The 12,821-nt window shown below is 72.6% G+C and carries 10 protein-coding genes; 3 read left to right on the top strand and 7 right to left on the bottom strand.

Annotation, left to right across the window (positions count from 1 at the left end):
- Positions 1-16: 16 nt before the first annotated feature.
- Positions 17-3,220 carry an amidohydrolase family protein gene (locus ACZ43N_RS21045; RefSeq protein WP_468099325.1) on the top strand — a complete coding sequence of 1,068 codons (3,204 nt, stop codon included), beginning with the start codon at positions 17-19 and terminating at the stop codon, positions 3,218-3,220.
- Positions 3,221-3,242: 22 nt separating this feature from the next.
- Here ACZ43N_RS21045 and ACZ43N_RS21050 read toward each other — a convergent pair whose 3' ends face one another.
- The 6 genes from ACZ43N_RS21050 to ACZ43N_RS21075 all read right to left on the bottom strand — a co-directional run bounded on the left by ACZ43N_RS21050 (position 3,243) and on the right by ACZ43N_RS21075 (position 9,742).
- Positions 3,243-4,466: a 4-hydroxybenzoate 3-monooxygenase gene (locus tag ACZ43N_RS21050; RefSeq protein ID WP_468099326.1), complete on the bottom strand. Its 1,224-nt coding sequence runs from the start codon at positions 4,464-4,466 to the stop codon at positions 3,243-3,245.
- Positions 4,467-4,550: 84 nt separating this feature from the next.
- Complete coding sequence (locus ACZ43N_RS21055; RefSeq protein ID WP_468099484.1) at positions 4,551-5,543, bottom strand: threonine/serine dehydratase; 993 nt, start codon at positions 5,541-5,543, stop codon at positions 4,551-4,553.
- 198 nt (positions 5,544-5,741) lie between these two features.
- On the bottom strand, positions 5,742-6,092 hold the full coding sequence (locus tag ACZ43N_RS21060) for a UBP-type zinc finger domain-containing protein (RefSeq protein WP_468099327.1): 351 nt from the start codon (positions 6,090-6,092) through the stop codon (positions 5,742-5,744).
- Positions 6,089-7,582 carry an ATP-binding protein gene (locus tag ACZ43N_RS21065; protein ID WP_468099329.1) on the bottom strand — a complete coding sequence of 498 codons (1,494 nt, stop codon included), beginning with the start codon at positions 7,580-7,582 and terminating at the stop codon, positions 6,089-6,091. The genes ACZ43N_RS21060 and ACZ43N_RS21065 overlap by 4 nt, the downstream gene beginning before the upstream one ends.
- Positions 7,583-7,610: 28 nt before the next feature.
- The gene (locus ACZ43N_RS21070) at positions 7,611-9,287 is read right to left on the bottom strand and encodes an NAD(P)/FAD-dependent oxidoreductase (RefSeq protein WP_468099330.1); all 1,677 of its coding nucleotides are present in this window, start codon (positions 9,285-9,287) and stop codon (positions 7,611-7,613) included.
- Positions 9,288-9,388: 101 nt separating this feature from the next.
- Positions 9,389-9,742, bottom strand: a complete 354-nt coding sequence (locus ACZ43N_RS21075; protein WP_468099331.1) for a VOC family protein — start codon at positions 9,740-9,742, stop codon at positions 9,389-9,391.
- 58 nt (positions 9,743-9,800) lie between these two features.
- On the opposite strand from ACZ43N_RS21075, the gene ACZ43N_RS21080 reads away from it, so the two are divergent.
- Positions 9,801-10,673: a universal stress protein gene (locus ACZ43N_RS21080; protein WP_468099333.1), complete on the top strand. Its 873-nt coding sequence runs from the start codon at positions 9,801-9,803 to the stop codon at positions 10,671-10,673.
- Between the two features lie 253 nt (positions 10,674-10,926).
- Entirely contained in the window at positions 10,927-11,511 is a 585-nt protein-coding gene (locus ACZ43N_RS21085; RefSeq protein ID WP_468099334.1) for a YrhB domain-containing protein, read from the top strand.
- Positions 11,512-11,552: 41 nt separating this feature from the next.
- On the opposite strand, the gene ACZ43N_RS21090 is transcribed toward ACZ43N_RS21085, so the two are convergent.
- The gene (locus tag ACZ43N_RS21090) at positions 11,553-12,800 is read right to left on the bottom strand and encodes a DUF4032 domain-containing protein (protein WP_468099336.1); all 1,248 of its coding nucleotides are present in this window, start codon (positions 12,798-12,800) and stop codon (positions 11,553-11,555) included.
- Positions 12,801-12,821 lie beyond the last annotated feature (21 nt).

Below are 12,821 nucleotides of genomic sequence, written 5' to 3' on the forward strand. Positions count from 1 at the left end.
GCAAGCGTGACACGTCATGGCCCCTGACCACAGCAGCCCCGCCCCTTCCCTGAGCCGCCGTCAACTCCTCGCCGCCACCGGCGCCGCAGCGGTCCTCGGTGCCGCGGCCTCGGCGACGCCCGCAGCCGCCCGTGACCGCGCCGCGACCGCTGCCGGTCTCGCTCTCACCTTCACCCGGGCCACCAACGGCGCGGCCACCCCCGCACCCGGCGGCGACACCCTGATCGCCGAGGTGCAGAGCGAGCTGTGGTCCCTGCCCCGAGGCGGCGGCAAGGCGGTCCCCCTCACCCCGGCCGGACTGGAACCCAACCGGCCGACGCATTCCCCGGACGGCTCCCTCGTCGCCTTCTGCGCCTACCAGGGCGGCGGCTTCCACCTGTGGACCATGCGCCCCGACGGCACCGGCCTGCGGCAGCGCACCCACGGACCCTGGGACGACCGGGGGCCCGCCTGGTCGCCCGACGGCACCCGGATCGCCTTCGGCTCCGAACGCGGCGGCGACCCCGTGACGGGCAGTCCGTACCGCATCCACGTCCTGCACCTGGCCACCGGGGACATCACCCGCGTCACCGGCCTCCCCGGCCAGGAGGGCCCCCTCCAGGACGGCGGCTGGGAGGACTTCGACCCCACCTGGTCACCCGACGGCAGCCGGCTGCTGTTCGTGCGGGCCAAGGTCGTCACCTCCGCCTCGGGCACGGGCGTCGAGTCCCGGACCATCGCCGCCGTGTCCGCCGACGGCACCGGCCCGGTCACCGTCGAACACACCGGGACCGGGGCCGCGCAGGTCATGACGCCCGCCGTCGCCCCCGACGGCCGCCTCGCCCACCTGCGCACCACCGCCTCACCCAACGGCTCGTGCACGCTCGTCGTCGACGGCGAGCCGGTCCGCGTCGACGGCGACATCGCCCCCGTACCGCCGCGCTGGACACCCGACGGGGCACTGCTGATCACCCTGGACGGACAGTTCACCCTCGTCCGCCCCGACCGCCCCGAGCAGCCCGACACCATCCCCTTCGAGGGCGTGCTCCCCGTCGACCGGCCGCGCTACCGCGTCAAGGAGTACGACCTCGGGCAGACACGGGTCGGGCCCGTGCGCGGCATCCATCTGCCCGCGCTCTCGCCCGACGGGCGGAGCGTCGCGTTCGCCGCCCTCAACGCGCTCTGGCTGGCCGGGACCTCGGGCGGACGTCCCCCGAGGCGGCTGCGGACGTCCCCGCCGACCCGCTGCCTCCTCGCGCCCTCCTGGTCCCGCGACGGGCGTTTTCTCGTCTACGCCGACGACCGCGACGGCCTGCTCGGCGTGTACCGGCACGATCTCGCCACCGGCGAGGAGACCGCCCTCGCGACCGGTGGCCGTGTCATGCCCGCTCTCTCGCCCGACGGAGGCCGACTGGCCTGCCTCGACCTGACCGGACGCCTCGTCGTCCGCGACCTGGCGAGCGGCGAGGAACGCGTCCTCGCCTCACCTCTGGGCGGTGGCGGGCTGCCCGGCAGACCGAGCTGGTCCCCCGACGGCAGGTACCTCGCCCTGTGCGACCGCAACCGTCTGGGGGCGCGCTTCCGGGAGGGCTACAACCTCATCCGGGTCGTCGACACCACCACCGGGGCCGACCGTCTGCACGCGGTCGCCCCGCACGCCTCCATCGCCGACCGCTACGACTCCGGGCCCGTCTGGTCGCCCGACGGCCGCTGGATGGCCGTGATCGTCGAGTCCGCGCTGTGCCTGCTGCCCGTCGCCGCCGACGGCACCCCACGCGGCGAACTGAGCACCCTCACCACCGAACCCGCCGACCACCCCACCTGGTCCGGCGACTCCAGGACCCTCCTGCACCTTTCCGGCACCCGGCTCCGCCTCCTCGACATCGCCGACGGCCGCACCCGCACCGTCCGCGTGCCCCTCGACCGCCCCCGGAGCACCCCCGCCGACACGGTTGTCCACGCCGGGCGGCTCTGGGACGGCACCGGCGACACCGTCCGGGAGGACGTCGACATCGTCGTACACGGCGGCCGCATCACCGCCGTCGAAGCCCACCGCACCGGCCGCCGGGCCACCCTCCACCGGGTCGACGCCTCCGCGCACACCGTGCTCCCCGGCCTGTGGGACACCCACACCCACCCCTGGCACAGCACCTACGGCAGCCGCCAGGCCGCCGGCCAGCTCACCTACGGCGTCACCACCGCCGTCTCCCTCGGCGGCTTCGCCTACGAACAGGTCCGCATCCGCGAGGAGGTCGCCGCCGGCCGGCTCGCCGGGCCCCGGCTGCTCACCACCGGTGAACTCCTCGACGGCGCCCGCGTCGCCTACAGCATGGGGCGCGCCCACCGCACCAGGGCCGGCCTCCGCCGCTCCCTGGAACGGGGCGCCGCGCTCGACTGGGACTTCGTCAAGACCTACGTCCGGGCACCCGGCTGGGTGATGAGCGAGGCGGCGCGCTTCGCCCACGAACGGCTCGGCGTCCGCACCGGAAGCCATCTGCTGTCACCCGGGGTCCAGCTCGGCCAGGACCTGACCACCCACCTCCAGGCCACCCAGCGCGCCGAGTTCGGGCACGCCCTCACCACCACCGGGCGCGCCCACCAGGACGTGGAGGAGGTCTACAGCGCCCACGGCGTCGGCTTCTCCCTCATCGCGACGCCCTTCACCGCAGCGCCGCTCCTCGGCGCGGACCCCTCCCTCGCCGACGACCCGCGGGTCACTGTCGTGATGCCCCCGTGGGACGCCGTCTCCGTACGACAGTCCGCGGGCACCCCTCCCACGCCCGCCCAGCTCGCCGCGCTGCGCACCGAGACCGACGTCTACCGGCGGATCCTCGCGGCCGGCGGTCTGGTGGCCCTCGGCACCGACCAGCCGCTCCGCCCCGTCGGCCTCTTCCTCCACCTCGCCCTGCGTGCCCTGCACGCCGGAGGCCTGAGCCCCGCCGAGACCCTGCGCACGGCGACCGTCATGCCGGCCCGGCTGTTCGGTCTCGACGACCATCTCGGCACCGTCGAGCCGGGCAGGCTCGCCGATCTGACCGTCGTCGACGGCGACCCCTTCACCGACTTCGACAGTCTCGTGCGGACCGTGTCGGTCCTCAGGGGCGGCACCCACTACTCCACCGAGGACCTGGTGGCCGCGTACCGGCCGACCGCGCGCCGGGCGAAGGCCGCCGAGAGCGACGAGCACTGGCTGGAGGTGGGCCGGCTGATGCGCAGGGACGAATGCTGCGACATCCACTGACGGGCTGACGGGCCGGAGCCTTCTAGCGATCGGTGTCCTTGCCGATGAACAGTTCGGCGAACGTCGACGCGGCGGCGGGAGAGCGCAGGACGCGCCGCAGCCTGGCTCTCGCCGTGCCGGCCCGGAAGGGGTCACCGGACGACGGGCCGTGCAGCAGCTCCGCCAGCCACTGCGAGAACTCCTGGTAGTGCCAGACCCGCCGCAGACAGGCCGCCGAGTACCCGCGCAGCCCGCTGTCGTCGCCTTCGCCCAGATACGCCACCAGGGCGTCCCCGAGCAGCAGGGCGTCGTGCAGCGCCAGGTTCATGCCCTTCGCGGCGATCGGCGCGACCAGGTGGGCGGCGTCGCCCGCCAGGTACAGCCGCCCGTACGCCATCGGTTCGGTGACGTAGTTGTGCATGTCCAGGACCCGCTTCTCGACCAGGGGCCCCTCCGTGAGCGGCTCGGCGCCGGTCACCGCCAAGCGGGCGTGCAGCTCGGACCAGACCCGCTCGTCCGGCCAGTTCGCCGGGTCGTCGCCGGCCGGGACCTCCAGGTAGTAGCGGGTGACGTCGGGGCTGCGGGCCATGTGCCCGGCGAAGCCTCGCGGATGGACGCCGAGGATCACACAGTCCGACGACGGCGGGGCCTCAGCGAGGAGTGCCAGCCAGCCGACGCCGTGGTCATGCCGGGCGACGGTCGTGTGCTCGGCGGGCAGCGCCGTCCGGGTGACCCCGCGCGCGCCGTCGCAGCCCGCGACGAACTCACAGCGCACCAGCCGCCGTTCATCCGTCTCCGCGTCCGTGTACGACACCGAGGGGTGCCCGCCGTCGAGGTCGTGAAGCTCCACGTCGCGTACACCGAAGCGGATGTCGCCGCCCCGGACGTCCGCGTACTCCCGCACCAGATCCGTCACCAGCAATGGTTGCGGATACACGTAGTGGTGGTGCCCGGTGAGCTCCGTGTACGGGAACCGCTGCCGCTCGCCGTCGAAGCGGAACTCGAACTCGGTGTGCACCGGCGCCCGCTCCACGAGGCGGTCGGCCAGCCCCCGCCGCTCCAGTGCGCGTACCGCCCACTCCTCCAGGAAGCCGGCGCGCGCCCGCCGCTCGATGAACTCCCGGCTCTCGGTCTCCAGGACCACACAGTCCACGGCGGCGGCCCGCAGGATGTTGCCGACGGTGAGCCCGGCGGGCCCCGCGCCGACGATGACAACGGGGGTGCGCCCGGCAGTGGGGGAGACCGGACAAGGAGTGGGGGTGGTCACCCGGGCATTATGCCGGGCGCCTCCGCGAACGTCCTCAAGTGCTGTGGGGACCAAGCTGGTTGGCGCAGACGGGCACGGCGGACGTCACAAGCCGAACCGCCGTGCCCACTCCGTGATGTCCGCCGGGGTCGTGTTGCCCCCGCACACCACCAGGCCGAGCCGGGCCCCTTTGCCGACACGTTCCACGACCCGCCGGGCGGCGGGCAGCAGACAGCCGGCGGCCGGCTCCGCCCACACCTTGGCGTGCTCGGCGAGGTCCAGAACACCGCGGACCGCCTCGGCGTCCGGCACCACGAGGACGTCCTCGACGAGCGCGGACACATGGTCGTAGGTGAGGCGGGAGGCGGAGGGGGCGCTGAGCGTGGTGACGACCGAGGAGAGATCGACGGTGACGGGCCCGCCCGCCGCCAGGGCCTCGCTCATGCAGGTGGCGCCCTCGGTCTCCACCCCCCAGACGCGGACCTCCGGGCGCAGTGCCCTGAACGCGGCGGCGACACCGGCGATCAGACCGCCTCCGCCGATGCTGACGAGCACGTCCGTCACTTCCCCGGCGCCCCCTGCGCCTCCTGTGGCCCCTGTGGCCCCGGTGTCCTCGGCGAACTCCAGGCCGACGGTGCCCTGACCGGCGATCACCACCTCGTCGTCGAACGGGTGGACGAGGGTGAGGCCCTCCGCCCGCAACCGCTCCGTGAGCGCGAACGCCTCGGCCATGCCGTCGGTGAGCCGCAGCGACGCGCCGGCGGCCTCGACGAGTTCCGTGGACCGCCTGGGCGCGGTCCGGGACATCACCACGGTCGCCTTGACGTGCAGGGCCGCCGCCATGTGGGCCAGGGCGATGCCGTGGTTGCCGCCGCTCACCGCGACGACGCCGGCCGCCCGTTCCGCCTCGGTCAGCGACAGGAGCTTCGCGGTGGCGCCGCGGGCCTTGAAGGAGCCGGTGCGCTGCAACAGCTCCAGCTTGGCGGTGACCGGTACGCCGAGGAACTCGCTGAGCCCAGGGCTCCGTACGGTCGGCGTCCGTACGACGTGATCGGCGATCCGCTCGGCCGCCGCCCGGATCTCGGAGAGCCCGATCAACCCATCCACCCCGTTCCACGATGCCCTTGCCGACGCCGGCCGGCCCGGCGTTCTGCCTCGACCTTGATCCACGACGGCGCGGAGGTCAAGCGACATCGGATGCCCAGCAGCTCAGGGGCGCGGGGAACCGTGCGAACAACCCCCACCTAACCGCAGCCGCCAACGCACCCGAACCCGCCGGCCACCAGTCACCCCGGCTCACCCCAGGCGTTGCGCCCAGTCCGACGGCACGCGGCCCGCGGGGCCCGGTGCCGGCTGGTCCGCCGGGTGGCTGTGCGGCGGCGCCAGGTCGGGGCCCGACTCGTACATCTCGGACGTCTCGTAGTTCCAGAACCACGTCTCGCCCGGCTCGTAGCTCTGGACGAACGGGTGCCCGGCGGCCGCGGCATGCGCGGTGGCGTGCTTCGCGGGGGAGGAGTCGCAGCAGCCGATGTGCCCGCACTGGGCGCAGCGCCGCAGGTGGAACCACCAGCCGCCCGCGGCGTCGCACTCCACGCAGCCGTCCCCGCTCGGCGGTACGGCGGGATCGATCCCGGCAGGCAGGCTCATGACGTCTCCTCGGGCGCTTCGGATTCGGGGGCGAGGGTGAGGTCGAGGTCCGGCGCGGGCGCCGTCAGCGGCAGGAAGACCTGGAAGCGGGTGTCGCCGGGTTCGGAGTGGACGTCGATGTGCCCGTGGTGCTTGTTGACGACGATCCGCCAGGAGATGTCGAGGCCCAGCCCGGTGCCCTGCCCGACCGGCTTGGTCGTGAAGAACGGGTCGAAGATACGGCCGCGGATGCCGGCCGGGATGCCCGGCCCCGTGTCACGGAACTCGACGAGCAGCTGGTCGCGCTCGTCGCGGGCCGTGCGCACCGTCAGCGTTCCCTCGCCACCGGTGTCATTGATCGCGGCGACCGCGTTGTCGATCAGGTTCGTCCACACCTGGTTCAGCTCACCCGGATAGGCGGGGATCTTCGGCAGTGTGCGGTCGTACTCCTTCACGACCCCGATGCGCTCCCCGATCTTCCCGGACAGCATCAGCAGTGTGCTGTCGAGGAGTTCGTGCACATCGGCGTTCTGGTACGGGGCCCGGTCCAGCTGGGAGTACTGCTTCGCCGCGTCGACGAGCTGGCTGATCCGGGTCGTGGAGTCCTCGATCTCGTTCATCAGCAGTTCGGTCTCGACCGTGTAGTTGAGCCAGCGCACCGCCCCTTCGAGGGTGTGCTCGTCCACCGCCGCCGCGACCCGGTCCAGCCAGTCGGTGTCGAGTCCGGCCTGCACGAAGTTCGGCGCGAGCTGCCAGCCGCCCGCGATGCCGTGGTCGTCGAGCCAGTCCGTCAGCTCGTCCTCCCGGTCGGCCGCCTCCAGCGGGCTGAGCGGCATGGCCTTGGAGACCTGCTCGGCGGTCCGCTCCTGGAGCTCGACCAGCGACTCCAGTGTCTCGCGCCGGTACGACCCCGAGGCGATCGCACCCAGCTTGTGCCGCATCCCGGCCACCCGTTCTCGTAGCGCGGACGTGGCCCGTACGGCTGCCGCGGCCGGGTTGTTGAGCTCATGGGTGAGGCCCGCCGACAGCGAACCGAGCGCCAGCAGCCGCTCGCGCTGCCCGATGGTCCGCTGGGTGTTCTGGCTGCCGAAGAACAGCCCCTCCAGCAGATGCACGGCCATGGGGAACCACTCGCGCATGATCTCGGCGAAGGAGGCCGAGGGCAGGATGAAGAACCGGGACGGCTCGATGACCCGCATCGAGCCCTTGTAGCGGGCCTGGTCGGCCTGGTCGCCCAGATACGCCTGGAAGGCGCCCGCGTACACCCCGCGCTGCGACGTCCGGTTGAGCTCCACGTCGTCGTCGCCGACCTGCCGCGACATCACCAGCGTGCCCTGGAGGAGCACGAAGAAGCAGGTCGCGGGCTCGCCCTCACGGTAGACCCAGCCGGGTTCGAATCGTTCCACCCGGCCCTCACGGCACAACCGGTCCAACTGCTCGGGCGACAGCTTCTCGAAGAGGAACAGCGTGCCGAGCTCCGCCCGGTCGCAGTCCAGCGGCTGCCCGCTCACGACAGCATTCCCGGAACCCGGGCGGAGCTCATGACTGCTCCAGATAACGGTGCACGAGCATGACGGCCATCGCTCCCTCTCCCACGGCGGACGCGACCCGCTTCGCGGACTCGTACCGGGCGTCCCCGGCGACGAACACGCCGGGCACATTGGTCTCCAGGTGGTACGGCGGCCGGTCCAGCTCCCAGCCCGCCGGCGGGCCCCCGTCCACGGTCATGTCGGGCCCGGCCAGGATGAAGCCGCGCTCGTCGCGCAGTACGGTCCCGTCCAGCCAGTCGGTGAGCGGTTCGGCGCCGATGAACACGAACATCCACTGCGCGTCCACCAGCTCCTCGTGCCCGCTCGCGACGTCCCTGAGCGTGAGCCGCTCCAGCTGGTTGGTGCCGTGCGCGGCCTCGACGACCGTGCCGGTGCGGACGTAGATGTTGGGTGTCTCCGCGAGCTGCTGGATCAGGTAGTGCGACATGGACGCCGTCAGTGAATCCCCGCGGACGAGCAGCGTCACCGACTTCGCGCCGCGGGACAGGTACATCGCGGCCTGCCCCGCCGAGTTCGCGCCGCCCACGATGTACACGTCGTGCCCCTGGCAGGCGGCGGCCTCGGTGAGCGCCGAGCCGTAGAACACGCCGCAGCCGTTGAGGTCGGAGCAGCCCGGCGCGTCGAGCTGTCGGTACGACACGCCGGTCGCCAGGATCACGCTGTGCGCGGCGACGGCCGAGCCGTCCGAGAACCGGATGGTCCGCGCCGCCCCGTTCACCTCCAGGCCGCTGACCTCACGGGCGGTCAGGATCTCCGCGCCGAACTTGGTGGCCTGCCGCCGGGCCCGCTCCGTGAGCTGTGCGCCGGACACCCCGTCGGGGAAGCCGAGGTAGTTCTCGATCCGCGAGCTCTGCCCCGCCTGGCCCCCGGTCGCCGACCGCTCGACGAGCAGCGTCCGCAGCCCCTCCGAGGCCCCGTACACGGCGGCGCCCAGCCCGGCCGGGCCACCGCCGATGACGACCAGGTCGTAGAACTCCTCCGCCGGTGTCGTCGCCAGCCCCACCCGCTCGGCCAGTTCCGGGTCCTCCGGCGCCACCAGCGGCGTACCGTCCGGCGTGACGACGAGCGGCAGCCGCTGCCCGTCCGCGCCGGCCGCGGCGAGCAGCCGCCGCCCCTCCGGCTCGTCGGACGAGAACCAGCGGTACGGCACCTGGTTGCGGGCCAGGAACTCCCGGACGCCCGAGGACCGCGCGGACCAGCGGTGCCCCACCACCTTCGTCGTGCCGACGCAGGTCCGGTCGGCCGCCCGCCACGCCTGCAGCAGGTCGTCCAGGACCGGATAGAGCTTCTCCTCCGGCGGGTCCCACGGCTTCAGCAGATAGTGGTCGAGGTCGATCACATTGATCGCGTCGATGGCGGCGTTGGTGTCGGCGTACGCGGTGAGCAGGACCCGGCGGGCCCCCGGATACACGTCCAGGGCCTGCTCCAGGAACTCGATGCCGTTCATCTGCGGCATCCGGTAGTCGGCCAGGACGACCGCCACCTGGTCGCCGCGCAGCTTCAGCTCCCGCAGCGCCTCCAGGGCAGCCTCGCCGGACTCGGCCCGCACGATCCGGTACGACTCGCCGTATCGCCGCCGCAGGTCCCGGGCCACCGCACGCGACACCCCCGGATCGTCATCCACGGTGAGGATCACGTTCCGCGCCGGACCGACTGCCTGAGTCATATGCCTCCCGCCCCGAGCCAATGCGCTCATCGTATGTTCGGATGTTCGGGTTCGCGCGGTTTCGCGGTCTCCTCGGCACCGGGGCCCGTGCGGGCCGCCCCTCAGGCCCGGCGACCGGAGAGGACACAGAACTCGTTGCCCTCCGGGTCCATGAGAACGACCCAGGTCTCGGCGCCCTGCCCGACGTCCGCGTGCCGGGCACCGAGGGCGAGGAGACGGGAGACCTCCGCCGCCTGGTCCACGGGACGGAAGTCGAGGTGCAGCCGGTTCTTGAGCGTCTTCGCCTCGGGGACCGGGGTGAACAGGAGTCCCGGCAACCGGTCGGGCGCCGGACGGATCTCGTACTCCTCGGGCGAGTCGTTCACGACCACCCACCCGAGCGCCTCGGCCCACCAGCGCCCGAGGGCCACCGGATCGGCGGCGTCCACCACAACCTGCTCCCAGTTCAGGTCCATGGCGCGAGGGTAGTGAAGACTGGGCCCGTCAGCCTGATGAGACGAAGAAAGGTGGCCGATGTCGACGCGCCCGATCACTGCCGGAGTGGACGGTACGTCCGAGAGCCTCGCCGCACTGGCGTGGGCCGGCCGGGAGGCCGTACGCCGGGGCACAGCGCTCCGAGTGGTGCACGCCTGGCAGTGGCAGCCGCACGAGGCGATCACCGTGGACCGGGACGGACAGGCCCGGTGGGCACTGGACGCGCTTGCCGAGGCCGTGCGGAGCGTGTCCGAGCGGAACCCGGACCTGGAGATCTCGACGGACCTCGTCGAGGGTCCGCCCGTCGAGTCCCTGACCGCCGCCGCGGAGCACGCGGAGACCTTGGTGCTGGGCTCGCGCGGCCACGGAGCGGTGGTCGGCTTCCTCCTCGGCTCCGTCGGACAGCAGGTCCTCGTCGACTCCCCGCGCCCTGTCGTGTTCGTCCGCGCCGGGGACGATGCCTCCGCCGAGGCCGCCGGACGCGAGGTCGTCGTCGGCCAGAACGGCACACCCGAGGACAGCGCCGCCACCCTGCGGTTCGCGTTCGAGACCGCGGCTGCCCGAGGCGCCGCCCTGCGCGCGGTCCGCGCCTGGACCCTGCCCCCGCTGTACGCGTACAGCCCCGGTTCGCTGAAGCTGCTCGACGAGGCGGGCGGCCTCGAACCGTACGAGAAGAAGGCACTGGCCGCCGCCCTCCAGCCGTGGCGGGACCGCTTCCCCGACGTACCGGTCACCGAACACGTGGAGATCGGCAGCGCCGGTCAGGTCCTGCTCTCCGTGGCCGGGCACGCCCAGCTGATGGTCGTGGGCCGCCGCGCCCGCCGTACGGCCGTCGGCGCCCGCATCGGCTCGGTCGCCCACGGCGTCCTCCACCACGCGGGCTGCCCGGTGGCCGTGGTTCCGCACGACTGAGCGGCGTCGGGTGAACGGCGAGGTCACCCCCCGCCCCGGCCACACAGGCCGGCCGCGGAACCGCATGGGCGGCCCCAGCACCGGCCCCAGCCCGTGGGTCTTTGCGCTGGCGGCGGCCACAGGTCCACGACCCGCCTCGCCCATCGGGACGGGGTCCGCAGGCGCTCCAGGTCCGTGTCCGGCCCCTCGTCCACGGCCGGGGGCCGCGCGAATTCACTGGCCGAGAGAAAGGCCCTCACGGGATGCTGCGCACGTGATCGAGCGAGAGGCCGCCCTTCGGGCTGTCCAGGAACAGCTGGAGTGCGACTATCAGAAGTGGCGGGCCGTCAGCGCGGACGCGGTGAGGATGGCTGTGGTCCGTGTCAAGGAGCACGAGCTGGTGTGGATCGTCTCCTGGCAGTCCGCGGCCTTCCTACGCACCCGGAACTCGAAGTACGCGCTGGTCGGAAATGGGCCGTACCTGGTTGACCGCGTCGATGGGGGACTGCACCGGATCGGCGTCGTATCCGCCAGAACCGGCGCCTGGGAGACCGACTACCGAGCCCGCATACGTGGGTTGCCGGTACGCACCGCAGTGGACGATCTGCACGATGCGGTACGCCAAGTCGCCGCTGCACGCGGACGCATGCACGCTGTGCGAGAACTGCGCCGGAAGCTGCCCGTGCTCTCGCCTGCAGAGGCCGTCGAGTACCTGAGCGCGCTGCTGGACGGTGCTGCGCCCGCGCGCCTTGTGGCCGTCGCCACCAGGGAACTCGTCGAGCCTCTCAACCCGGTGCTTGCGGTGAAGACCGTTCTGAGCGGGGCGGCGATCCGAGCCGGTCGGAGACCTGACGGATGACGGGAAAGCCGGTCGGCATACCGATCACTCAGCCGGTCCGCTCACATCGCCGTGACGTCGTCCACCGGCGGCGGCAGCACCGCGCGCGCCTTGGGCAGGACGTTGTCGATGTAGTCCTTCACGGCGATGTCCAGGCCGATGTCGTGCTGTGCCCGCTCCGACAGGAACCAGCGGTGCTCCAGCAACTGGTGGTAGATCTCCGCCGGGTCCATCGAGCCGCGCAGGCCCGGTGGTACGGCCCGCACGGTCGGGCGGAACACCTCGCGGACCCAGCGGTGGGCCAGCACCTCGGGGCGGGCGCCGAGGGGGTCGCCCGGCGCGTAGTCGTCCTGGGTGGCCATCCAGCTCTCCAGGTCGTTCAGCAGTCGGCGGGCCTGGTTCTCCTCGGTGTCCAGGCCGGTCAGCCGCAGCAGCTGCCGCTGGTGGTGGCCCGCGTCCACCACCTTCGGCACGAAGGTGACCGTGTCACCGTTGGAGGAGTGCTCGATCTGCATCTCGGCCACATCGAAGCCCAGGTCGTTCAGACGGCGGATGCGGCGCTCGATGTAGTGGTACTTGCCGGCCGGGTACACCGAGGTGCGCGTCAGCTCCTCCCACAGCTTGCGGTAGCGGGAGCAGATCTCGTTGCCGAAGTCGATCGGGTCCACCGAGGGGTGCAGCGCCCCGGAGGCCTCCAGGTCCAGCAGCTCCCCGCTGATGTTCACCCGGGCCAGGTCGAGGTCGTACTCCCGCTGCCCGGTGCTCAGCTGCGGGTGCAGGTCACCGGTCTCGGCGTCCACCAGATACGCGGCGTACGCGCCCGCGTCCCGCCGGAACAGGGTGTTGGACAGTGAGCAGTCGCCCCACGCGAAGCCCGTGAGGTGCAGCCGCACCAGCAGCACGGCCAGCGCGTCCATCAGACGGTGCATCGTCGCCGGACGCATGGTCGTCTCGAACATCGAGCGGTACGGCATCGAACCGCCGAGGTGCCGTGTGATCAGCACCGGCTCCAGCGGGGCGCCGGCGTCGTCGGTGCGGCCGGTGACCACGCCGAGGGCGTCCACAGCCGGGATGCCCAGCCGGTCCAGGTCGCGCAGCAGCTGGTATTCGCGCAGCGCGGGCCGCTCGGCGAGCTCCTTGACGGCGATCACCTCGTCGCCCGCGCGGGCGTAGCGCACGACGTGCCGGGAGATACCGCGGGGGAGCGGCACGAGGTGGTGCTCGGGCCACTCCTCCAGGGGCAGGTGCCACGGCAGTTCGAGGAGCAGCGCGGGGTGTTCCGGGTTGGTGGCGCTGATCTGCAGTGCCATGGGTCCTCTGCCTTCGTCTCA

The organism is Streptomyces sp. NPDC030814, assembly GCF_055572155.1.